Origin of the sequence: Streptomyces sp. TLI_105 (assembly GCF_900105415.1) — a bacterium.
Lineage (GTDB): Bacteria > Actinomycetota > Actinomycetes > Streptomycetales > Streptomycetaceae > Streptomyces.
On sequence record NZ_FNSM01000001.1, the window covers coordinates 322421 to 342280 of the forward strand.

A 19860-nucleotide genomic window follows, 5' to 3' on the forward strand; every position below is an offset into this window, starting at 1 on the left:
CCGGGAAGGACAGGGCCTAGGCTGCCACCGCGTCGGCGAAGACATCCGGGTTGTCGAACATGATGTTGTGGCCGGCGCCGGGGACGGTCACGACGTCCACGCCGGCGGCCCGGAGCCCGTCCGCGCCGGGCAGGTCGCCGCTCAGCTCGCCCTGCAGGTAGACACGCGGGACGCGCGAGCGGACGAACATCTCCCGCATGACGGGGTCGGTGCCCCGTACCAGGTGGGCGGCGGAGCGGTGCAGGGCGAGCGGGTCGGCCAGGCGCATGGTGGCCGCCCAGGCCGGGCCCACGCGCTCCAGGACGCGGGCGAAGCCCCCGCCCCGTACGAACTCCTCCTCCGTGTACGACGCGATGCCGCTGCTGCCGGCCGTCGGCTCCGGGAACGGGTCGAGGTTGCCCTCGGTGACGACGAGCCGCCCCACCAGGTCGGGCCTGCGGTGGGCGAGGACGATGGCGACCGCACCGCCCATGCTGTGTCCGGCGATCACCCCGCCGCGCACCTGGGCCGCGTCGAGCGCGGCGGCCAGGGCGTCCGCGTGGTCCTCAAGGCTGTAGTCGAAGTCGACGGGCCGGTCGCTGATGCCGTGTCCCGGCAGGTCGACGAAGAGGACCCGCCGGCCGGCGAGTTCGGGGCGGGCCGCGATGTGCGCGTGGTAGACGGTCGACGCGGCGCCGAGGCCGTGCACGAACACCACCGCGGGCCCCTCGCCCGCCGCCTCGGTCCATCGGATGACACTGCCCCGCTCGTCGAATCGTGCCTCGCGCACAGTCCACTCCCCTCTCGAGCACCTCGCCATCACAGTACTACGACAACGTAGTACTGTGATGGCGTCATCCTGAGAGAGAATGCGGGCATGCTGGAACTGTCGATCCTCGGTTTCCTCTACGAGACCCCGCTGCACGGCTACGAGCTGCGCAAACGCATCACCGCCCTCACCGGCCACGTACGCCCGGTGGGCGAGTCCACCCTCTACCCAGCGATCAAGCGCCTGGAGAAGGCCGGCCTGCTGGTACGGGAGACCCGGCCCGGCCCGGCCGCCGCGCCCCGCCAGGTCCTCACCCTCACCCCCGCCGGCCGGGACGAACTCCGACGCCGTCTCGCCGACGCCGAAGGCCCCGAAGTGACCGACGAGAACCGCTGGTTCACCCTCCTCGCCTTCCTGCGCCACCTCGACGACCCCGCCGCCCAGGCCGTGGTCCTGCGCCGCCGCCTCGCCTTCCTGGAAGAACCCGCCAGCTTCTTCTACGACGGCGACCGCCCCCTGCGCGCCGAAGAACTGGACGACCCGTTCCGCCACGGCATCCTGACCGTCGCCCGCGCCACCACCCAGGCGGAACTCGCCTGGCTCCGCACCACCCTCACCGGCCTGGAGAGCGCCTAGCCGGGGCCCGTCCCGCCCCGGCGGGAACGGTCAGGAGCCTTCGGTCAGTCCGGTCTCACCCAGCGGCTCGGCCAGGGCGTCCAGGATGCGCGGTGCGACGCGCCGGGGCAGCTGCTGGGCGCCGTGGCCGGCGCGCAGGGGTGGCCAGGCCCTCGACGAGCCGCTCCTCACGCTCGGCCAGTGCCTCGGCCGGCTCCGGGTGACGGGCCGCGTGGAGGGTGAATTCCATGGAGGCGAGGTGCACGGCGAGTACCTGCACGCCATGCACCTGAACCACTTCGGCGCCACCGCCGCCGGCCGCGAGCTGTCGGCCTACCCCAAGACGATCGGCAGCCCCGCCCTCTTCCCGACCAGGGCTCCCTGGTCGGCACCCTTGACTACAGCACCCAGGTCGTTTCGTTCGGATCATCTGACCGTTGGTCTGGGTGGTCCGTTGACTGACGCGCAGTGGGCGCGGATCGAGCCGTTGTTGTCCGACCGGAGGCCGAAGCGGGGTGGCCGGTGGAGGATGTGGCCGCCGACGGCACGTGGGAGCAGGTGTTCACGGTGGTGATGGCTCGTCTGCGTGTTCCCGCCCTCATGGACGACCCCGCACCACCCCGGACATGGTCCTGGCCGACGAGGCGTACTCCTCCCGCGCCATCCGCCGGCACCTGCGCGAGCCGACATCCTCACGGTCATCCCGGTTCCGGCCGGCCGGCGCGCTCACCGCCTGCGTCGAGGGGCCGGGGGGCAGGCCGCCCGCCTTCGACCGCGAGGCGTACAAGCAGCGCAACACCGTCGAGCGGTACGTCAACCGCCTGAAGCAGTGGTGTGGCATCGCCACGCGCTGGGAAAAGACGGCGCCCCTCTACCTGGCCGGACTCCACGTCGCTGCCCTCTTCCTTTGGTCTGCCAGGCCCACGGCTCAGGATCAGGAACAGGAGCGAACCGCATCGTCCCAGGCACCGGGGCTGCGGTAGTGGTTCTTGTGCCCCGCGGCGAGTACGTGGCGCAGTCCGGCGAGGTGCCGGGTGTTGGTGGGGAGATCCAGTTGGTCGAGGAGGGCCAGTGCGGCAGCCGGTTCCAGGTCGCCGTAGACGTCGTGGAAACCCGCCCGAAGGCCCCGGAAGAGCGCTGTGTGCAGGGCGGGCAGCCGCGCGGCGGTGCGGTACGTCGGCTCCTTCACCGTCCAGGGCACCGGGCCCGAACACTCCAGCACCAGACGGGCTCGGCGGAGCAGGGCTTCCGACGGCTTGGCCACCACTCGGTCGATGTCGTTGCCGAGGACCTCGGCGAAGGCCGTCGCGGACGTGGTGTGGTCCTCGAACCAGTCCACCCACAGCGAGTAGGTGACGGCCTCGACTTCCCTGTCCGCCTCCAGCCGTCGGCGGTAGCCGTCCCACAGCACGTCGCTCGGCAGGGGACCCTCCGCATCCTCGTTCGCGAACCGGATCTCGCACGTGACCCAGTACTCGTCGAGGAGGTCCAGCAGCCCGAAGGCCAACCGCAGCTGGTCGGCGGCGTCCAGGTCTTCGGCGAACACATCGCCGGCCCAGGAATGCGCCACTTGGTCGGCGGTGAGCAGCACGTCCGGATTCTCGTCGCTCACCCACCCGTCGCGCACCTGGCGAACGCCCTGATCCGCCAGCCAACGCCGCGCCGCCTCCACGGCCTGCCTTTCCATGCGGGAAGTATGACCGGCCGCGCAACATCCGGACGTAACGGCCCAGCGGGTGGCCACCGCGACGATGGCCTGCCAGTGGGAGCCGCTCGACCCGGCCGAGGCCCGTGCGCAGATCGGCGTACCGACCTATGCCGTGAAGATCGTCCCCGGCCGGGTCTGCGAGCCGGCCCGCATCCGGACCACGGACCTCACGGTGAAGGCCGCCTGGACCGGCCCGGCCCGACTGCGGCTCTTCGAGCACGTCATGGCACCCCTGGCGGACCTGCCGGTACGGGAGATCGTCTCGGCCAGCCACATCGTCACCGACCTCACGCCGTCTCCGATGACGTCGATGCACGGCCATCTCGCCGACCAGGGCCTGTCCGGCCGATGAGGGCGGGTGTGAGCTCTACGAGGTGCGCGGGAGGGGCATGGTGGAGTACGGCCCCCAGGAGGCCGCCCTGAGTCCCGGGAAGATCAGGCCAGGCGGGTGCATCGAGCGGTGGAGGTTGTCTGACAGCCAGGGCCTCCAACCGCTCGTATCCACTCCTCGCAGCGGCTCGGCCACCACCGGTGGGTGGTCGAGAGGACCGTGTCATGGCCGGCCGGCTGCCGTCGGCTCCGCCGCCGCTACGGACGCGAGCCTGAACACTTCCTGGTGTTCGTCGCCATAGCCTCTGCCCTCCTCTGCCACCGGCGTCCGGCCAAGACGTAACGCTGACGACGGCAATGAGCCGACTGGATACGCTGGTCTGTCATGACCAGCTGAAAGGTGCCGCGATGAGCCAGTACTTCGACCTCGGCGACGAGACGCTGTGGAACCCGTCCAATGGGGCTTCTCGCATGTTCCAGCGCCAGGTGGCGGTCTTCGAGGCGGAGCTGGGTCTCCCCTCGGGCATCGGGCCGATGGAGAACGACGAGTGCCAGATCAGCCCCGACACTTTCGAGACCTTCGTCAACGCCCTCCTGGCGAAGCACCGAAGAACGAGCCACACCATCTGGCTCGCCCTCTCCGAAGGCTTCACTGCCACTGCACTGGTTCTCGCGGAACGCGCCGGGATCGAGGTGGACTGGGCACGGCACGGAACCACCCCGGAAGCCCCGTTCGAAGACATTCAGGTCTCCACCCTCACTGGGATGTCCGCCCCCGCGGAAGGCGGAGCCTGGGCTGCGGGCCTGCGCGAGAAGGCACGGGAGCTGGGACGGCGCATGCCCCGCTGACCAGAGCAACCACGTACGACGAACCGATCACGGCCCCTCACCACTGTGACCAGTCATGGCGATGTCCTCCGTGTCGTGCTGGATCCCGAATCGTTGGAGAGCCTTCGGCTGGATGACGGCGAGATCGAAGCCGTCATCGAGGCGCCCGCCGGAGACGTCGCCCTCTTCCGAGAGGTCCTTGCTCGAGTGCTCACCTACGGGCGGGCGGACGCTGTGCCGGCGCGGCTTTCGGTCTGATCCAAGGGTCACGCTTCCGGGACCGGAGCGGGGAGAATTCCTTTGTCGTGCCGTTGCCGCGGTCGCATGCTTCAGTGCGTAAGTACTGAAGACGACTTCGTCGGGGCCGCCGTCACCCTGTCTGTCCGCGTGCGCGATCTGCTGCCCCGGGATCTGCCGGCGTGTACCTGGTCCGGCTCGGCCACCCATCTGAGCCACGTGGAGCGGGAGCTGGGGCGCGCTGCGGCGGGTGAGGTGGATTACCTGGCTGTATGCACTCCTGTGGATCTGCCGGTGGCGATCGGCGGCGTCGACTACCAGGTCTCCGAGGGAGCCGGAACCCTCTGGCAGCTCGCCGTGCTGCCCGCACTGCAGTCCTGCGGCTTGGGGACGCTGCTCGTCCGAGCCGCCGAGCACCGGATCCGGGACCGTGGGCTGTACAGGGCCGAACTCGCCGTGGAGGAGGACAGCCCCCGGGCACGTGCCCTGTACGAGCGCCTGGGCTACGTCGCCTACGGTCGTGAACCGGACGCCTGGGACGAGGAAGGGCCCGACGGGTCGGTCCGTCGCCACGAGACGATGTGCGTCCTCATGCGAAAGGCCCTCTGAGTTCCACCCGGTGCGTGGAGCCCGGGTGCCGTCTCGCCGGGGTCGGCACGGGCTTCACCTGCCGGGCCTGCTCAGGCGGTCCGACAGGCGATCGATCCGCCAGGCGGCGTGCAGCGCCGGGGCGTTGAGGGATCGGCGAGGGGCGAATCGCGGACGGTGCCGCCAGACCGCGCGAGATCGTCGTGGAGTTCGTTGCCGGCGAGGTACGGGGCCTGGCCGTGGCCGTGGCCGTGGCCGTGGCAGCCGATGGCGTAGAAGACGTTCCGGGGGGCCTCTCCGGCGACCGGCAGCCATGACGGGGACATCGCTCCCCAGCCGCCCCGTGTCTACTGGACCGTGACGTCGCGCAGCGAGGAGAATCGGTCGTGGAAGCCGCGGGAGAGGTCGGCCACGGTGGCGTGGTCCGGCGTGCGGGCGTCCAGTGCTCCCGTGCGAACCCCAGCCGGCGGACTCCGGCCACGATCGTGCCGTGTGCGGTGGGGCGGTAACGGTGGATCAGCTCGCGCCAGCGGTCGAACCGCTCACCGGTGGGGGCGTCCTCGCTGCGGAACACGGTCCCGATCACTGCTGCACTCTCCGTCCTCCCGGGGGGATGGTCACGTCCTCGGGTGAGGGGACGACCGGGTCCCCTCACCCCAGGGACATCACGAGGTGCAACTGATGCTCGCACGCCGCGCCGAGGCGGTACGACGTCGCCTCAGGCGGTGGGCGGGCGGGGTCAGTCGGCGTCGCGGGGGTCGAAGGAGTCGGTGTCGACCGTCAGCGGTTCGGGGAAGGCCCGGGCGACGGCGTCCCAGCGGACGAACTTGAAGTCGGTGCCCGCCCGGTCGCCGTCGGCGGGCGTCGCCTCGCCGTCGTGGGTGATCAGCAGGCCCTTGGGGAAGTTCCGGCCGAGGGGGACGTTGACCACGGTGGAGCCGTCGGAGTGCTGCACGCCGTCGACCGCACCGTCGCCGACGCGGAAGGAGCCGACGTAGTCGTTGTCGCCGCCGCGCTCGTAGACGGCGAAGGTGTTGTCGCCCTGGCTGGAGGCGAGGACGTATCCGGCGCCGTCCTCGGCGTGGTAGACGGTGATGCCCTCCGCGTCGGCACGCAGGTGCTCACCGCCGAAGCCGGGGTCGTGCGCGGTGTCGAGGACGCATTCCTCCTCCGCCGCGTCGTACGTCCAGGGCATGCCGTACTCGTGGACGCGGTCGACCAGCTTCGGGTGCTCGAACTCCTCGTCGTCCAGATCGATCCGCCACAGGCCGACCCGCTCCTGGGCGGCGTACAGGACGTGCTCTTCCAGGTCGACGGCCATGCCCTCGACCTGGGGGTTCTCGCCCGGGTCCGTGCACGGGGCCCACGTCCTGCCGTCGGGCAGGGTGAAGGTGGTGGGGAGGTCGAGGGTGTCCTCGGTCTCGTAGCCGACGCGCCCGTGGTCGTCCGTCAGCCGGAGCAGGCGCAGCCGGCTCTCCTTGCGCTGCGAGACCACCGCGTAGGCGTCGCCGTCGTCGCTGAAGGCGGTCAGGCCGTAGGAGGTGCGCTGGTCCTCCACCCCGGTCTCGTCTGCGGCGAAGACCGGTGCGGCGCCGGGGGCGGTGACGTCCTTCAGGGGCGGCTTGCCGGCCGCGACGGCGGCCGGGTCGATGGCGAAGGCGCGGACGCGGTCACGGCCCCGGTCGCTGACGAGGGCCAGGTCCGTCTTCCGGCCGCCCAGGTCGAACCCGTAGACGATGTCGACGTTGTTGAAGCGACCGGGCTTGGCGCCCTCGTGCGGGGCCGGGGGTGCCGCGATGTGCTGCAGGCGGCGGCCGTCGAGTCCGTAGACGTCGAGGCCGGCCTCCTTCAGCGTGCCGACGACGATGCTGCGGCCGGGGTTCTCGGGGTCGACCCAGACGGCCGGGTCGTCGGCGTCGGCGTTGCCGCCGGCCTGGTCGTCGTACACCGCGGGAGTCTCCACGGTGGCGGCGACGGAGACCGGGCTCACGGGGCCGGCGGTCAGGGCGAACGCGGTGGCGAGTGCGGTCAGGCCGCTGAGGGCGAAGGCGCTCACGTTACTCCTTGGTAGGGAGGTGGTCGCTGTGGACGCTAGGGAAGCTCCGCGAAGGAATCCCGACACGGCCATGAACACGGCGTGAGCACTCGGCACCGCGCGTCCGTCCGCCGGACGCGACGCGACCTGACGCGGAGACGAAGACGGCGGTGTGGAGCGTCTCCCGGGAGAAGCCCCCTCCGTCCGGGCCGGTCGGGTCACTGGAAGGTGAGCCGATGGGGATGGGCCGGGTCGGTCGGGCAGGTGTGGACGCGCATGAGCCCACGGCCCAGGTGGACGCCGACCGGGTCGATCACCCGCGGGTCGTCCGCCGCGTCGCGGTCCTCGACCGGCAGCCAGCTCCGCGAGGCGCCGTCGCACTCCACCGCGGCGACGGTGAGCAGGGGCGGCATCGGCGTCCCGCAGGCGGGGCAGTCCACGGGTCCGGGGTCGGTCAGGTGCCAGGAGGCGAAGCCGCCGACCTTCCAGCCCGGGGCGATCGAGAGGTCGCTCATGTAGTCGATCTCCTCGGGCTCCTGCGCGCGGGCGGCGGCCATGGCGGCCTCGTACTCCTCGTACGTCGCGTAGCTCGCGGACGAGGACGAGTCGTACGCGTCCTCTTCCTCGTCCTCCTTGCCCTCGTTCTCCTCGTCGAGGAGGCTCTCCTCCCAGTCGGCGATCTCCTCCTGGAGCTCCTCGCCGAGGAGACCGAGGTACTCGTGCTCGACGACCCGCTCCGGATGGACGACGCAGGACGTGGGGACGCACTCCTCGCGTCCCGCGACCGGCGGTTCGGGCTGGGGGTCCAGTACCGCGCCGACGTCGGCCGAGCGGCGCCATCGCAGCTCCACGTCGATGGTCCGCTCCGGACCGTGGGCCTCGAAGGGGCACCAGAACACCTGGAGCAGGTCGTGCCCCTCGGGGCCGACGAGGTCCGGCACGTCCCGGGCGTGGAGCTGGGCGACGGCCAGCATCGGCAGCGGGTCCTCGTCGCGGAGCGCCGGGACGTGCGTCCCGCGTGTCATCCCGTCGAGGAGCCACCGCTCCTCGGCGGTGAAGTCCCGCCCCCGGGCCTCGTCCTGGATGCGCCGGCGGAGCCGTACGTCGGACAGCAGACGTCCGGTGCCCTTCCGGTGCACGGCGGTGCACACCGGCCACGGTTCGTCGGCGGGCCACAGCAGCGGTCCCGCGACCGAGCTCTCCTCCGGCTTCGCCCTGCCCTGCCGGGGGTGCAGCCGCGTCGCCGTCCGCCGATGCCGCGCGAGGGCGGGGAACACCCCTTCGACGTCGACGGGGCGCGGGGGCGTGGTGCGGGTCATGCGCGGATCCTCCAGGACGGTGGGGAGTTACGGGCCCTCAAGGGTTCCCTTGTCCAGGAAGGCGGTCAGCCGGTCGTCGAGCTCCTTCGGCGCGGTGAGCGGCAGGGAGTGGTGGGTGGCTCCGGGAAGCAGGGCCACCTCGGCGTGCGGGAGCGCCCGGCGGGCCCGGTCGGCGACCTCGGCGGCGTGGTGGGCGCGGCTGTCCTCCGCGAGCAGGACCAGGACGGGCATGTCGAGGTCGGCGGCGCGAGGGCGGGTGCCGGTGACCAGCTTGCGGCCGGGGACGGTGGTGGCGAGCGCGTAGAGACGCTGCCAGGTCTCGTCCGGGTGGGTGCCTGCCGTCTCCCAGGCCAGGAAGGCGCGCGCCCGGGCCTCGCTCGGGCGGATCAGGGTGGGCAGCGCGCGCAGCAGGTAGCCGGGACGGAAGCCGGCGAAGACCTGGGTGGGGTCCACGAGGGCGAGGCGGTCCACCCGTGAGGGTGCGTGCAAGGCGTACCGGGCGGCCAGCCAGGCGCCGTACGAGTGGCCGCACAGATGGGTGCGGTCGAGCCCGAGGCCGTCCAGGAGCGCGTCCAGCCAGGCCGTGAGGTCGTCGGCGTTCCTCAGCGGTGCGCCCTGGCGCTCGGTGCGGCCGGCGTCGCCCATCAGGTCCACCGCGTGGACCCGGTGGCGCTCCCCCAGTGCCGGTGCGTTGGCGGACCAGACGAGGCCGGTCGCGGAGCCGCCGGGCAGCAGGAGCAGGGGGCTGCCGCCCGGCGCGCCGTACACGTGGACCCGGGTGGGTCCGTACGGGGTGGCGACGTCACGCTCCTCGGTGGACTCGGGCCAGCGGGCCCGAAGCTCGTCGTACGCACGGTCGAACGCGGACGGGGACACGGCGATTCCTCTCGCTGGGCGATAATCTCGCTCAGCGAGATATTAGCCGTGAGACCGAGGAGTGTGCATGGACGATCGGAGTCCGGTGAGGGGACTGGTGCACCTGCTGCGCGCGGTCACCGTGGAGTTCGACGTGCTCGGCGCCGAGTTCGCGGCGCGCCACGGGCTGCATCCCACCGATGTGCGCGCGCTGATCCACCTGCTGGACGCGGAGCGCGCCGGCACCCGGGCCACGCCCGGGTGGCTCGGCGAACAACTGCGGCTGAACTCCGCCGGGACCACCTCCCTGGTGGACCGGCTGGAGCGGCTCGCGCTGGTCTCGCGCAGCAGGGACACGGCGGACCGGCGCCGTGTGCTGCTGAAGGTGGAGGAGAAGGCCACCGAACTCGGATGGGCTTTCTTCGGACCGGTGATCGGCGAAGTGGTGGCCGTCGCGGAGGATTTCGAGGCGGGCGAGCTGGAGACGGTGCGCCGTTTCCTCACCGCCGTACTGGAGTCCGTCGGGCGGGCGCGTTCGGTCTGACGGGGCTTCGGCCGGTGAGGGTGCCCGGGCCCGGTGGCGGCCGCCTCGCCCGGTCCCATGGGCGGCCACCTCGCCCGGGCCGCGCCATGGGGCGGGGCGGGTGGGGCGGACAGTCGCGCGGCGGTCGTGTCCGCCCCGGGCACCCGCGTCGCGCGCTACGCGGCGGGAGCGAGTTCGGCGCGGCCGAACAGCAGCGCGTAGCCGGTGGGGAGCTGGTGGAGGATGCGGGTCAGGAGGTCGGGGCCGGCGTAGGCCGCGACGGCGGAGAAGACCGATCCGGTGTCCCAGCGGGTGGTGGCCAGGGAGGCGCCGGTGCGGGCGGCGAGTTCCTTGACGAACGCCCAGCCCCCCAGCGGCCGGGGGTCGGGGATCTGGGCGGTGAGGATGCGCGCGGCTTCGAACGGCAGGCGGGCGGCCAGTTCGACGCGTTCGTCGCCGGTCAGCTGGCGTCCCAGACCCCCGAGGACGAGGCGGACGGCTTCCTCGGCCCTCTCGCGGTCGGGGTAGGCGCCGTCGTAGCGGACCTTTTCCAGCATCTGCTCGTACGCCCTTCCGTAGGGCTGCCGGAACGGTGCGCTCTGGTCGGACATCACTGCGGTGGTTGCCTTTCTGTCACCGGGTCGTGGTGGCCGGTGCGCGGCCACCGGAGGTGGGGTGGTCAGGTGGGCTGGGGGCGGCCGAAGAGGAGGTCGTAGCCCGCGGGCAGCTGGAGCAGGACCTCCTTGAGGAGGTCGTCGCCGGCGGCGTCGGCGACCGTGGAGAGGACGGCTCCGACGTCCCAGGCCGCGGTCCGTTCCGTCGCGCCCTCGATCCAGGCCGCCGTCGCCCGTACGAACCGCTCGGGCGGGAGCGGCTCGGCGCTCTGCAGCGGGTTGAGCAGGATCAGGGCGAAGCCTTCCGGCAGGCGCGCGGCCAACCGGGCGCGCACCTCGCCCACCAGGTGTGCGCCCAGCAGGGCGAGCACCACACGGCCCGCGCGTTCGGCCTCCTGCACGGTGTCGTACCTGCCGCGTTCCTTCACCTGATCGAGAAACGCTTCCCGTCGCACGGTCACGTCGGCCGCCACCTTTCCTCGGTCCAGGGGCGCGGAGGACGGGTGAGGGGGAGATCAGGTGCCCGTCCTCCGCCGCTGTTCAGCCCTTGCGTGTCCGGCTCAGCCGGAGATCTCCTTGCGGTCGCCTCCGACACTGATGGCGACCTTGCGGGGCTTGGCGCGCTCGGCGATCGGGATGCGCAGGGTGAGCACGCCTGCTTCGTAGTCGGCCTGGATGCGCTCGGTGTCCAGCGTGTCGGCCAGCACGATCTGGCGCGAGAAGACTCCCAGCGGCCGCTCCGAGAGTTCCATCTGCACGTCGTCGGCCTTCGTCACGGGCCGGCGCTCGGCCTTGACGGTCAGCATGTTCCGTTCGACGTCGATGTCGATCGCGTCCGAACTGACGCCGGGGATGTCGAAGGCCACCACGTACTCGTCGCCCTCCCGGTAGGCGTCCATGGGCATCGGAGACGGTCGCGTCCAGGTCCCCGGACCCATCAGCTGCTGGGCCAGCCGGTCGAGCTCGCGGAAGGGGTCAGTGCGCATCAACATCGAAGAACACCTCCAGAGGTTCGGGCAGTTGCTGCCAATGCGCCTCACTGAAACCGTTGTAACATGTCATCCGATGGATGACAAGTGAGGCCGTCATCCAAAGGATGACCACCGAGGGAGATGCCCATGACCCCGGCCGACCGACCGGAAAAGTCCGGCGCCGACGCACAGAGCCCGGCGTCGTTCCTCGCCGCCTCGGCGGCTCTCCAGGCCATAGACGAGGCCCTGCGGGCCGCTCGGCACACGGCCGCCGGCAGCGGCGAGGCCCACGCCGTCGGCACGGACCAGGCCCTGGCCTCGCTCCTGCTGCTGCGGCAGGTGCGCGAGGAGCTCGCCGGGTGGGAGACCGGCTTGATCGAGACCGCCCGCCACGCGGGCGCCAGCTGGGCCGACCTCGCCCACCCCCTCGGCGTCGCCAGCCGCCAGGCCGCCGAGCGCCGCTACCTGCGCAACCGGCCCGGACCCGTCGGAACGACCGGCGAGCAACGCGTCCAGGCCACCCGCGAGCGCCGCGCGGCCGAGCGCACCACCGCCACCTGGGCCCGGCGCAACGCGGCGGACCTGCGCAGCATCGCCGGCCGGATCGCCGCCCTCACGGACCTGCCGACAGCGGCCGACCTGCCGCTGAGCCGACTCCACGCGGCCCTCGCCCACAACGACCCGGCGGAGCTCGTCGACCCCCTCACCGCCGCCCGCCCCCACCTGGCCACCCATCCCGAACTCGCGGCGCGGCTCGACGACCTGACGCCCCCTTGAACCCAACGGGGCCCACGTCGCGCGAGGCCCCGCCGAGGACCGAGAGGCGCTCGGAGGCGGATCTTCTCCACAGGATCACGACAGGGTCACCGCATCCGCCTCACGAAGGCGAGGAGTAATGAGGGATCGAGGGGTGAGGAGCACACCACACCCGCTTCCGATGCACGAAGCCGGAGGATCTCATGTCCCAGTCGCTCCCCGCGGTGAAGACCCTGACGCGGAGCATGTCCATGGAACTGCTCACCCCGGACACGAGGGTCCGGATCGACACCACCCTCGGCTACACCTCCCGCAATCCCCATGCGCTGAGCATCACCTTCCACCTCCTGGATCCCGATCCCGTCGTCTGGCACCTGGACCGGGAGATGGTCGTCATCGGCTCGCTCGCGCCGACCGGCGACGGGGAGGTCCATCTGCGGCCCGCGGCCGACGGCATGCTTCTGCTCCGGCTCGGTCCCGCCGGGCACCGCGCCGACCTCCTGGTCGACGCGAACAGGCTGACCGCCGTGGTGCGGGAGACGTTCGCCCTGGTCCCCCAGGGCACGGAGGAACACCACATCGACTGGCGCCCCCTGCTCGCCTCGCTCGGGCGCTGACCGCCGACCGGTGCCGGTCCCCGGTCCGGCCCGGTCGACAGGACGTCCCGCTAGGCCATCCAGAAGAAGACGGCCGTCATCCGCTTGTCCTCCAGGGTCGTGCCCGTGTAACCGGTCGCGGTGTGGATGAGGTTGGCCGAGTACAGCAGGAGACGGTTGTAGCGGGGCGGGACGCGCAGGTCCTCGGTGAAGGAGTCCTCCGGCACGAAGCGAGTGCCCAGCGCGTCGACCAGGTTGTTGTGCGGGGCGAGCACCTGATTGCCGCCGAGCACGCCGCCGGGCAGGTTCTGGCGGTAGAAGCTGGTGCCGCAGTCCTTGGGCAGGTCCGGGCTGAGGTACAGCACCGCCGCGTAACGGCACAGGCTCCGGGAGTCGGTGTGCGGGCGCGGTTCGCACTCGCCCTCGCCGACGACCTGGACGCAGTTGTGGTTGAAGGTGCCGGCGCCGGCGGGGTCCACGGTCCAGAGCCTCTGGACCCCGACGGTCCTGCGCACCAGCTTCTCCACGTGCGCGAGCTCCGCCGGTTCGAGGCCGGGCATCGTGCGCAGTCCCGGCCACGGCTCGGGCTTGTGGGGGTAGCCCTCCACCCAGTCGTCCCGTTCGAGCATGCGGGCCCGCACGGCGTCGGGGTCGGGCAGGACGTCGTCCAGGATCCAGTAGTCCCGACCGCGGGTGGGCTTGCGGTACGGCAGGACCTGAAGCGCGCTGGGGCGTGGGGGGTATGACGGCATGGCGGGAACGCTAGTGCGAGGAGGGATGCGCCCCACCAAAGCGCCGCCAAGGCGCCGCCAAGACTGCGGCAAGACATCACCATGCAGGCAATCCGGAGGAAAAAACCGAGGGGCGCGGAGCGATGAGTTTCCGGCGGCCCGGCGGTCCACCCCGCATGGAGAACACTTCACGCACGGAGCCCATCGACCTGGGGGCGGCCGCCGAGCGCGTCGCCCGGCTCGCGGAGGGCATCGACGACGAGCGGCTCGACGATCCGACGCCCTGCCCCGAATACGCCGTACGGGAGGTGCTCGCCCATGTCGCCGGGCTCAGCGTCGCCTTCCGCGACGCGGCCCGCAAGCGCGTCGGGCCCACCACCGCCACGCCACCCGGCTCGTCCCGTCCGGTACTGACGGAGGACTGGCGGACGGCCCTGCCGCAGGCGCTGGGCGAGCTGGCCGCCGCGTGGCGGGAGCCGGGCGCCTGGGAGGGGGACACACAGGCGGGCGGGGTCCACCTGCCGGCCGCCGTCATGGGCCGGGTCGCGCTCGACGAGCTGCTGATCCACGGCTGGGACCTGGCACGGGCGAGCGGTCAGGCGTACGAGGTGAGCGAGGAGGAACTGAGGGTCTCCGAGGCCCTGTTGACCCCGGTCGACGGCTCCTCCGACGAGGGCTTCTTCGGCCCCGTCGTCGCGGTGCCGGACACCGCGCCCCTGCTGGACCGCGTGATCGGCCTCAGCGGCCGTCGACCCGACTGGCGTCCGGTCCAGGCCTGATCCGAAAGAGTCCAGGCCTGATCCGAAAGACAGGCCCCGGGCCGGACGTCCTTCCGGCCGGCCGCGCGTCAAAGGTCGTGGCGCGCGGCCGTTCGCCCTCTCGTCAATGCTCCTCACCGGAGTCACGGTGGACTTGGTGGAAGGTTCTACGCGCGTCGGAATCAGCGCCCCTCATAGGGGAAGGCACCATTCGGGATCCGCCCGGTTGGAGCTATGGCACAACCGTCGAGTAGGGGGCGAAATATGCCTCTGGCCAGGGGAGAATCCCGGACGCACTGTCCAGAAACTCAAGAGGGAAGATCCGTGCGACCGAGAATCTTCGGCATGACCGCCTCCGTGGCCGCATGCGGACTGCTGGGCTCACTCGTCACCGCCTGCGGCTCGTCAGAGAGCGCCGGGACGACGCTGCGCCTGGTGGCCCCCGAGTACGGTGACAGCCCGGCGACCAGCTCCAAGGCGTACTGGGACAAGTTGACCGCCGCCTTCACCGCCGCCCACCCCGGCAAGAAGGTCGAGGTGACGCTCTATCCGTGGGCCGACGTCGACCGCGAGGTCACCCGCATGGTCGAGGAGGACAACGCACCGGACGTCGCTCTGATGGGCGCGTACTCCGACTTCGCCGCGGAGGGCCGCCTCTACCCCGCCGACGAACTGCTGTCGATCAGGGCGGAGGCGAACTTCCTGCGGCCGCTCGCGGCGGCGGGCTCGGTCGACAACACCCTGTACGGCCTGCCCTTCGTGGCCAGCAGCCGGCTGCTCTTCTACAACGAGGAGCTGTTCGACAAGGCCGGGGCCAAGCCGCCGAAGACCTGGTCGGACCTGAAGGACGCGGCCGAGGCCCTGAAGAAGAAGGGGGTGCTCTATCCGTACGCCCTGCCGCTCGGCCCCGAGGAGGCGCACGCCGAAGCCCTGATCTGGGAGCTGAGCAACGGCGGCGGGTACACCGACATCAGCGGCCAGTACACCATCGCCTCCGAACAGAACACGCAGACGTTCCGCTGGATCAGGAACAACCTGGTCGTGCCCGGCCTGACGGGACCGGTCCCGCCGGCCAAGTTCAACCGGCAGGACGCCTTCGCCGCCTTCCTCCGCGGCGACGTCGGCATGGTCAACGGCTACCCGTCGCTCCTCCACGAGGCGAGGGCGAAGGGGATGAGGGTCGGCACCCTGAGCATGCCGGTGTCGGACACGCTGGAGGACGGGAAGACCCCGCCGGCGGCGGGCGTCGCCGACTGGATGATGGGGTTCAAGCGGGACGGCAACCGCGAACTGGTGGGCTCGTTCCTGGACTTCGTCTACGAGGACAAGAACCTCAGCGAGTTCGCGGGGCGCTACCACCTGTTGCCGTCGACGGTGACCGCCGCCGAGGCGTCCCAGGGCTCGCAGGCCGATCCCGACACCGAGCAGTTCCTGGACGCGCTGCACAGTGCGCAGCTCTACCCGGTCAACGAACCGTCCTGGCTGCAGGTCAGCAACACCATCAAGCGGAACATCGGCAAGGCCGTCGCCCCGTCCGCCGACCCGAAGACCGTGCTGGAGGACATCGCCGAGCAGGCCCGGGAGGCGACGCGGCAGGAGTAGCGGCTCAGGGAAGTGGTGTCCCGCCCGTGGCGTTCACGATCTCGCCGGTGATGTAGCTCGCCCGGGGCGAGGCCAGGAAGACGTAGGCGGGAGCCATCTCCGCCGGCTGGGCCGGACGTCCCAGCGGCGACTGCTCGCCGAAGTGCTTCGTCTCCGGCATCGTCGCGGGGATCAGCGGGGTCCAGACCGGCCCGGGGGCGACCGCGTTCACCCGGATGCCGCGTTCCGCGACCATCTGGGCCAGGCCGTGGGTGAAGGAGATGATGGCCGACTTCGTCATCGCATAGTCGAGGAGATGAGGGCTGGGCTGGTAGCCCTGGACGGACGTGGTGTTGATGACGCATCCGCCGCGCGGCATGTGGGCCAGCGCCCGGCGGGTGAGCCAGAACATGCCGTACAGGTTGGTCTTCATCACCCGGTCGAACTGCTCCGTGGTGATCGCCTCGATGCCGTCGGGCTGTGACATCTGGTACGCGGCGTTGTTGACGAGGAGGTCGACGCGGCCGAGTTCGCCGACCGTGCGGTCGATCAGATCGGTGCACTGCCGCTCGTCCCGGATGTCGCACGGCACGGCGACCGCGGTGCGGCCCGCTGCGCGGACCAGGCGGGCGGTCTCCTCGGCGTCGGCCTCCTCCTCGGGCAGGTGCGTGAACACGACGTCCGCGCCTTCCCGCGCGAACGCCAGACACACGGCCCTGCCGATCCCGGAGTCGCCGCCGGTGACGATCGCCGCCCTGTCGGTCAGCAGGCCGTGGCCCTCGTAGGAATCCTCGCCGTGGTCGGGCCGCGGCTCCATGGCCTCGGTCGAGCCGGGGTGCTGCTGGTGCTGGTCGGGTTGGGGCGGAGTGGGGTGGTGGGTGGAGGGGTCGGGGACGGCGGGGGTTTCCCGGTCGGACATCACAGGTCCCTTCGTACGGTCATGTGTTCGGTATCGGTATCGGTCACGGTCTCGTTCGCGGTCCCGGTCCCCGACTCGGGCGCGGGCTCGGGCGCGGGCTCGGGCTCGGGCTCCAGGTCAGGAGGGGGGGTACGGAGCGCCCCGGAGGAGCCGGGCGAGGTGGGCGGTGTTGGCGGCGAGGGTCGCCGTCGTGGCCTCGGTCTTCTCGGGGGTCTTGTCCAGGTCCTGGTAGTCCGTGCCCTGCATGGCTTCGCCGACCCAGTAGGTGACGGCGTTGGGGGCGAGGGAGAAGCCCACGTCGTCGAGGCCCTGGAAGAGATCGGCGCTGACCTTGTGAGCGCCGTCCTCGTTGCCGACGACGCAGACGGCGGCGACCTTCCCGTAGGTGAGCATGCGGCCCTCGTCGTCGGACTCGGAGAGCTCGGCGTCCAGACGTTCGAGGACCCGTTGGGCCAGGCTGGAGGGGTGCCCGAGCCAGATCGGGGTGGACAGGATCAGGATGTCGGCGTCCAGGACGGCGGAACGGATGGCCGGCCAGTCGTCGCCCTCTCCCATGTCGGTCTTCACGCCGGGCTTCACGTCGTGGTCGGCGATCCGGATGGCCCTTCCCGTGACCCCGTGGCCGGAGAGCTCGTCCAGCACCTGCTCGGCCAGCAACTGGGAGCTGGAGGGAGCGGGGGAAGGGGACAGCGTGCACACGAGCGCGACGGCACGGAGCGGGGCCTTGTCGTTGGCAGTCATACCCCCCGGCTACCCGCACGGCGCGGACGAATCCTGCGCATCCCCCGCCAATGCCCCGTACGGATGCACGCCGCCCTCCCGAGGGCCGTCATGCGGGCCGTGAGGTGGTGCGCAGCAGGAGCACGGCGATGTCGTCGGTGTAGTGGCCGGTGGGCCGGGCCCGGTGCAGGAGCGTGTCGATCAGCCGGTCGAGGTCCTGTCCGCTGTGCTCGGCGAGGTGGACGGCCAGGTCTCCGGCGATCCGGTCCGGATCCACGCCGGGTGCTTCGACGAGGCCGTCGGTGTAGAAGGCGAGCGTCGCCCCGGGGCTGAGAGGCAGCGTGGTGACGGGGTAGGAGAGGCCGGGGTCGATGCCCAGTAGCGGACCGGGGTCGAGTTCCACCGCGCGGGCCTGTCGGCCGGGGAGGTGCAGCAGCGGGGGCGGGTGGCCCGCGCTGGCCAGGACGGCCTCCTGACGGGCGAGGTCGATGTGCGCGTACGTGCAGGAGACGAGGAGATCGGTCTCGAGGTCGGCCAGGACGCGGTTGGTCCGGGCGAGGACCTCCCCGGGCGGCCCCCCGGCGGTGGCGTGGATGGCGGTGCGGACCTGCCCCATGAGCGCGGCGGCCGCCGCGCTGTGGCCCTGGACGTCGCCGATCACCGCCGCGGCGGTGGTGCCGTCGAGGCGGATGACGTCGTAGAAGTCGCCTCCGATGTCCATCCCGTGGCTGGCCGGGAGGTAGCGGGCCGCCGTGTCCAGGCCGGGCAGGGCGGGCAGCCGGTGCGGCAGGAGGGCCTGCTGGAGGTCGTGGGCGAGGTCCCGGGCGGCGTCGTAGAGGCGGGCGCGGTCCAGGGCCTGGGCGATCATCCCTGCGAGGGAGGTCAGGACGGCCCGCTCGTCGGCGCTGAACTCGTGGGGCCGGTCGTAGGAGAGGATGCAGCAGCCGACGGGCCGACCGGAGACGATCAGCGGCAGGAACGCCCATGCCTGCTTGCCGCTGAGCCGGGGCGCCTTGGGGTGGCGCCGCGCCATCTCGTCCCGGTCTGCGAAGAACGACGGGGCCCCGGCGGCCAGGGCCTGTCCGGCGGGGGTGAGAGCCGTGTCGATGGGCAGGCCGTCCAGTCGGTCGATCGTCTCCTGGTCGTATCCGTGGTGCCCGGTGATCTTGAGCCGTCCGGCATCGGCCGCGGACAGCACCAGACCGTCGGCGCCGAAGGCGGGCAGCACCTGGTCGGCGACGAGCTCGACGACGTCGCGGACGGCGACCGTTTCGGTCAGGGCCGCGGCCAGGTGGACCAGCTGGTAGAGGCGTCCGACCTGCGCCGTACTGGACGGGGCGGAGGCGGAAGGGGCGGGCCCGGCCACGGCGGCGGGCGGGCGGCCATGTGCGGCCGGGTCGGCGCGGGTGATGCGGACGCTGATGCCGCTGGCGTCCGGGTAGAGCTGGAAGCGCAGCCAGGTGGACGGGGGGCGCAAGGACGTGAAGGCCACGGGATCACGGCTGATGACGGCGGTGCGGTAGTGGTCCTCGACCACCGCGTCGTCCAGCCAGGGCAGGGACTGCCAGGGCCGGGTGCCGAGCAGCCGCCCGGCTTCGAGGCCGAGCAGCGACGCCGCCTCGGTGGTCAGGAAGGTGATCCGCCCCTCCAGGTCCATGCCGAGGGCCCCCTCGGGCAGGCGCTCGGCGTAGTCCGCGGCGGCCTGGGACGGCCGGTCGCCGTGCGCGCGGGGGGCCGAGGCGACCGGGACGAGGCGAGGCTGGTCGGGAAGGGGGAGCGGCACGGCGATCTCGTCCAGGACACGGGCCATGCGCCGGGCGGCGGACGCGATGTGGCCGCGCTCGCGGCGGGAGGCCTCGGCGGGGTGGCTGGCGGGCCAGAGGAGGAAGATCGCTCCCCGACAGCGGTCGCGCCCGGGAAGCGCGGTGGCGGCGAGGGCGAACCGGTACGGCAGGCTGGCGGCGGCTCGGGGATAGGTGCGGGCCATGTCGTTCTGCGAGCCCACCCACACCAGGCGGTTCTCGCGGACCGCGTCGCTCACCGGGACGGGCGCGTTCAGCGGCACCCTTCGCCACGGCCACGCGACTTCCAGGGGCACGCCGCAGAGCGCCGTCATGACCAGGATCCGGGCGGCCTCGTCGAGCAGGTAGACGGCCCCGGCGGAGGCCCCGGTGCGCCGGACCGTGTCGGCCAGCGTCTCGTCCAGCAGCCTGACCCCGTCCGGATCCTCGGGCCCGTCCATGCGCCGCACCTCGCCTCCTCCGCCCGTACCCCGTGACGTCTCCGAGCGGTTGCGCGGGTGCCGGCCGTCACGACCGTCGGGCGGACAAGAACGTCCTGCCACGCCCACATATCGACCTTACGCCCGATATGCCCCACCACCAGGTCACACCTCCTGGTCGGCGCCCGGCGCCGGACCCGCGGGTCA

The 19860-nt window shown here is 71.9% G+C and carries 25 protein-coding genes and 1 pseudogene; 12 read left to right on the plus strand and 14 right to left on the minus strand.

Annotated features, from left to right (window positions below; all coding sequences use genetic code 11):
• Positions 1-16 precede the first annotated feature (16 nt).
• A complete protein-coding gene (locus tag BLW86_RS01625; protein WP_093872335.1) occupies positions 17-769 on the minus strand; it encodes an alpha/beta fold hydrolase in 753 nt (250 codons plus the stop codon).
• 87 nt (positions 770-856) lie between these two features.
• Here BLW86_RS01625 and BLW86_RS01630 point away from each other — a divergent pair, with 87 nt between their 5' ends.
• A complete protein-coding gene (locus BLW86_RS01630) occupies positions 857-1384 on the plus strand; it encodes a PadR family transcriptional regulator (protein WP_093872336.1) in 528 nt (175 codons plus the stop codon).
• A 30-nt stretch (positions 1385-1414) separates the two neighbouring features.
• Here the strand turns inward: BLW86_RS01630 and BLW86_RS41825 are convergent, their stop codons facing one another.
• Complete coding sequence (locus BLW86_RS41825; protein ID WP_177181528.1) at positions 1415-1555, minus strand: hypothetical protein; 141 nt, start codon at positions 1553-1555, stop codon at positions 1415-1417.
• 434 nt (positions 1556-1989) lie between these two features.
• Between BLW86_RS41825 and BLW86_RS43900 the strand changes: the two genes are divergently transcribed.
• Positions 1990-2346: a transposase gene (locus tag BLW86_RS43900; protein WP_093872337.1), complete on the plus strand. Its 357-nt coding sequence runs from the start codon at positions 1990-1992 to the stop codon at positions 2344-2346.
• Here BLW86_RS43900 and BLW86_RS01645 read toward each other — a convergent pair.
• Positions 2298-3050: a hypothetical protein gene (locus tag BLW86_RS01645; RefSeq protein ID WP_093872338.1), complete on the minus strand. Its 753-nt coding sequence runs from the start codon at positions 3048-3050 to the stop codon at positions 2298-2300. The genes BLW86_RS43900 and BLW86_RS01645 overlap by 49 nt on opposite strands.
• A gap of 49 nt (positions 3051-3099) precedes the next feature.
• Here BLW86_RS01645 and BLW86_RS01650 point away from each other — a divergent pair, with 49 nt between their 5' ends.
• From BLW86_RS01650 to BLW86_RS01670, 5 genes and pseudogenes are all read left to right on the plus strand, one after another.
• On the plus strand, positions 3100-3423 hold the full coding sequence (locus BLW86_RS01650; RefSeq protein WP_371129432.1) for an acetoacetate decarboxylase family protein: 324 nt from the start codon (positions 3100-3102) through the stop codon (positions 3421-3423).
• Positions 3424-3570: 147 nt separating this feature from the next.
• A pseudogene (locus BLW86_RS01655) lies at positions 3571-3744 on the plus strand (IS5/IS1182 family transposase); the annotation flags it as partial.
• 14 nt (positions 3745-3758) lie between these two features.
• The gene (locus BLW86_RS01660; protein WP_256341161.1) at positions 3759-4250 is read left to right on the plus strand and encodes a DUF6086 family protein; all 492 of its coding nucleotides are present in this window, start codon (positions 3759-3761) and stop codon (positions 4248-4250) included.
• Between the two features lie 75 nt (positions 4251-4325).
• Positions 4326-4487, plus strand: a complete 162-nt coding sequence (locus BLW86_RS01665; RefSeq protein WP_256341162.1) for a hypothetical protein — start codon at positions 4326-4328, stop codon at positions 4485-4487.
• A 66-nt stretch (positions 4488-4553) separates the two neighbouring features.
• Positions 4554-5075, plus strand: coding sequence for a GNAT family N-acetyltransferase (locus BLW86_RS01670; protein ID WP_177181529.1), 522 nt, complete (start codon positions 4554-4556; stop codon positions 5073-5075).
• A gap of 71 nt (positions 5076-5146) precedes the next feature.
• On the opposite strand, the gene BLW86_RS01675 is transcribed toward BLW86_RS01670, so the two are convergent.
• The 4 genes from BLW86_RS01675 to BLW86_RS01690 form a co-directional block, all read right to left on the minus strand.
• Positions 5147-5380: a hypothetical protein gene (locus BLW86_RS01675; protein ID WP_093872340.1), complete on the minus strand. Its 234-nt coding sequence runs from the start codon at positions 5378-5380 to the stop codon at positions 5147-5149.
• A 413-nt stretch (positions 5381-5793) separates the two neighbouring features.
• Complete coding sequence (locus BLW86_RS01680; protein ID WP_256341163.1) at positions 5794-7110, minus strand: phytase; 1317 nt, start codon at positions 7108-7110, stop codon at positions 5794-5796.
• Positions 7111-7307: 197 nt separating this feature from the next.
• The gene (locus BLW86_RS01685; RefSeq protein ID WP_093872341.1) at positions 7308-8408 is read right to left on the minus strand and encodes a hypothetical protein; all 1101 of its coding nucleotides are present in this window, start codon (positions 8406-8408) and stop codon (positions 7308-7310) included.
• A 27-nt stretch (positions 8409-8435) separates the two neighbouring features.
• Positions 8436-9290 (minus strand): alpha/beta fold hydrolase, encoded by an 855-nt coding sequence (locus BLW86_RS01690; RefSeq protein ID WP_218138041.1) that lies wholly within the window; start codon positions 9288-9290, stop codon positions 8436-8438.
• 61 nt (positions 9291-9351) lie between these two features.
• On the opposite strand from BLW86_RS01690, the gene BLW86_RS01695 reads away from it, so the two are divergent.
• The gene (locus tag BLW86_RS01695) at positions 9352-9807 is read left to right on the plus strand and encodes a MarR family winged helix-turn-helix transcriptional regulator (protein ID WP_093872343.1); all 456 of its coding nucleotides are present in this window, start codon (positions 9352-9354) and stop codon (positions 9805-9807) included.
• Positions 9808-9962: 155 nt separating this feature from the next.
• Here the strand turns inward: BLW86_RS01695 and BLW86_RS01700 are convergent, their stop codons facing one another.
• From BLW86_RS01700 to BLW86_RS01710, 3 genes are all read right to left on the minus strand, one after another.
• Complete coding sequence (locus tag BLW86_RS01700; protein WP_371129433.1) at positions 9963-10397, minus strand: DUF2267 domain-containing protein; 435 nt, start codon at positions 10395-10397, stop codon at positions 9963-9965.
• A gap of 68 nt (positions 10398-10465) precedes the next feature.
• A complete protein-coding gene (locus BLW86_RS01705) occupies positions 10466-10861 on the minus strand; it encodes a DUF2267 domain-containing protein (protein WP_093878435.1) in 396 nt (131 codons plus the stop codon).
• A 99-nt stretch (positions 10862-10960) separates the two neighbouring features.
• Positions 10961-11392 (minus strand): Hsp20/alpha crystallin family protein, encoded by a 432-nt coding sequence (locus tag BLW86_RS01710; protein WP_093872345.1) that lies wholly within the window; start codon positions 11390-11392, stop codon positions 10961-10963.
• A 126-nt stretch (positions 11393-11518) separates the two neighbouring features.
• Between BLW86_RS01710 and BLW86_RS01715 the strand changes: the two genes are divergently transcribed.
• Complete coding sequence (locus BLW86_RS01715; RefSeq protein ID WP_093878436.1) at positions 11519-12148, plus strand: type III effector protein; 630 nt, start codon at positions 11519-11521, stop codon at positions 12146-12148.
• Between the two features lie 182 nt (positions 12149-12330).
• Positions 12331-12744, plus strand: coding sequence for an SsgA family sporulation/cell division regulator (locus BLW86_RS01720; protein WP_093872346.1), 414 nt, complete (start codon positions 12331-12333; stop codon positions 12742-12744).
• Positions 12745-12794: 50 nt separating this feature from the next.
• Here BLW86_RS01720 and BLW86_RS01725 read toward each other — a convergent pair whose 3' ends face one another.
• Positions 12795-13475: a DUF6445 family protein gene (locus tag BLW86_RS01725; protein ID WP_093872347.1), complete on the minus strand. Its 681-nt coding sequence runs from the start codon at positions 13473-13475 to the stop codon at positions 12795-12797.
• 155 nt (positions 13476-13630) lie between these two features.
• Here BLW86_RS01725 and BLW86_RS01730 point away from each other — a divergent pair, with 155 nt between their 5' ends.
• Together BLW86_RS01730 and BLW86_RS01735 are read left to right on the plus strand one after the other, a co-directional pair.
• Positions 13631-14233, plus strand: coding sequence for a TIGR03086 family metal-binding protein (locus BLW86_RS01730; RefSeq protein ID WP_093872348.1), 603 nt, complete (start codon positions 13631-13633; stop codon positions 14231-14233).
• A 324-nt stretch (positions 14234-14557) separates the two neighbouring features.
• Positions 14558-15814 carry an extracellular solute-binding protein gene (locus BLW86_RS01735; protein ID WP_256341164.1) on the plus strand — a complete coding sequence of 419 codons (1257 nt, stop codon included), beginning with the start codon at positions 14558-14560 and terminating at the stop codon, positions 15812-15814.
• Between the two features lie 4 nt (positions 15815-15818).
• On the opposite strand, the gene BLW86_RS01740 is transcribed toward BLW86_RS01735, so the two are convergent.
• From BLW86_RS01740 to BLW86_RS01750, 3 genes are all read right to left on the minus strand, one after another.
• Complete coding sequence (locus BLW86_RS01740; protein ID WP_093872350.1) at positions 15819-16712, minus strand: SDR family oxidoreductase; 894 nt, start codon at positions 16710-16712, stop codon at positions 15819-15821.
• Positions 16713-16829: 117 nt separating this feature from the next.
• Positions 16830-17453 (minus strand): flavodoxin family protein, encoded by a 624-nt coding sequence (locus BLW86_RS01745; protein ID WP_093872351.1) that lies wholly within the window; start codon positions 17451-17453, stop codon positions 16830-16832.
• Positions 17454-17541: 88 nt separating this feature from the next.
• Positions 17542-19674, minus strand: a complete 2133-nt coding sequence (locus BLW86_RS01750; protein WP_093872352.1) for a PP2C family protein-serine/threonine phosphatase — start codon at positions 19672-19674, stop codon at positions 17542-17544.
• Positions 19675-19860 lie beyond the last annotated feature (186 nt).

Bases quoted from the DNA above. Each gene is read 5' to 3' on its own strand.
- BLW86_RS01630 (WP_093872336.1), top strand. From the start codon at position 857: ATGCTGGAACTGTCGATCCTCGGTTTCCTCTACGAGACCCCGCTGCAC.
- BLW86_RS43900 (WP_093872337.1), top strand. From the start codon at position 1,990: ATGGTCCTGGCCGACGAGGCGTACTCCTCCCGCGCCATCCGCCGGCAC.
- BLW86_RS01645 (WP_093872338.1), bottom strand. From the start codon at position 3,050: ATGGAAAGGCAGGCCGTGGAGGCGGCGCGGCGTTGGCTGGCGGATCAG.
- BLW86_RS01660 (WP_256341161.1), top strand. From the start codon at position 3,759: ATGAGCCGACTGGATACGCTGGTCTGTCATGACCAGCTGAAAGGTGCC.
- BLW86_RS01670 (WP_177181529.1), top strand. From the start codon at position 4,554: ATGCTTCAGTGCGTAAGTACTGAAGACGACTTCGTCGGGGCCGCCGTC.
- BLW86_RS01675 (WP_093872340.1), bottom strand. From the start codon at position 5,380: ATGTCCCCGTCATGGCTGCCGGTCGCCGGAGAGGCCCCCCGGAACGTC.
- BLW86_RS01685 (WP_093872341.1), bottom strand. From the start codon at position 8,408: ATGACCCGCACCACGCCCCCGCGCCCCGTCGACGTCGAAGGGGTGTTC.
- BLW86_RS01695 (WP_093872343.1), top strand. From the start codon at position 9,352: ATGGACGATCGGAGTCCGGTGAGGGGACTGGTGCACCTGCTGCGCGCG.
- BLW86_RS01700 (WP_371129433.1), bottom strand. From the start codon at position 10,397: ATGTCCGACCAGAGCGCACCGTTCCGGCAGCCCTACGGAAGGGCGTAC.
- BLW86_RS01710 (WP_093872345.1), bottom strand. From the start codon at position 11,392: ATGTTGATGCGCACTGACCCCTTCCGCGAGCTCGACCGGCTGGCCCAG.
- BLW86_RS01715 (WP_093878436.1), top strand. From the start codon at position 11,519: ATGACCCCGGCCGACCGACCGGAAAAGTCCGGCGCCGACGCACAGAGC.
- BLW86_RS01720 (WP_093872346.1), top strand. From the start codon at position 12,331: ATGTCCCAGTCGCTCCCCGCGGTGAAGACCCTGACGCGGAGCATGTCC.
- BLW86_RS01725 (WP_093872347.1), bottom strand. From the start codon at position 13,475: ATGCCGTCATACCCCCCACGCCCCAGCGCGCTTCAGGTCCTGCCGTAC.
- BLW86_RS01730 (WP_093872348.1), top strand. From the start codon at position 13,631: ATGGAGAACACTTCACGCACGGAGCCCATCGACCTGGGGGCGGCCGCC.
- BLW86_RS01735 (WP_256341164.1), top strand. From the start codon at position 14,558: ATGACCGCCTCCGTGGCCGCATGCGGACTGCTGGGCTCACTCGTCACC.
- BLW86_RS01740 (WP_093872350.1), bottom strand. From the start codon at position 16,712: ATGTCCGACCGGGAAACCCCCGCCGTCCCCGACCCCTCCACCCACCAC.
- BLW86_RS01745 (WP_093872351.1), bottom strand. From the start codon at position 17,453: ATGACTGCCAACGACAAGGCCCCGCTCCGTGCCGTCGCGCTCGTGTGC.
- BLW86_RS01750 (WP_093872352.1), bottom strand. From the start codon at position 19,674: ATGGACGGGCCCGAGGATCCGGACGGGGTCAGGCTGCTGGACGAGACG.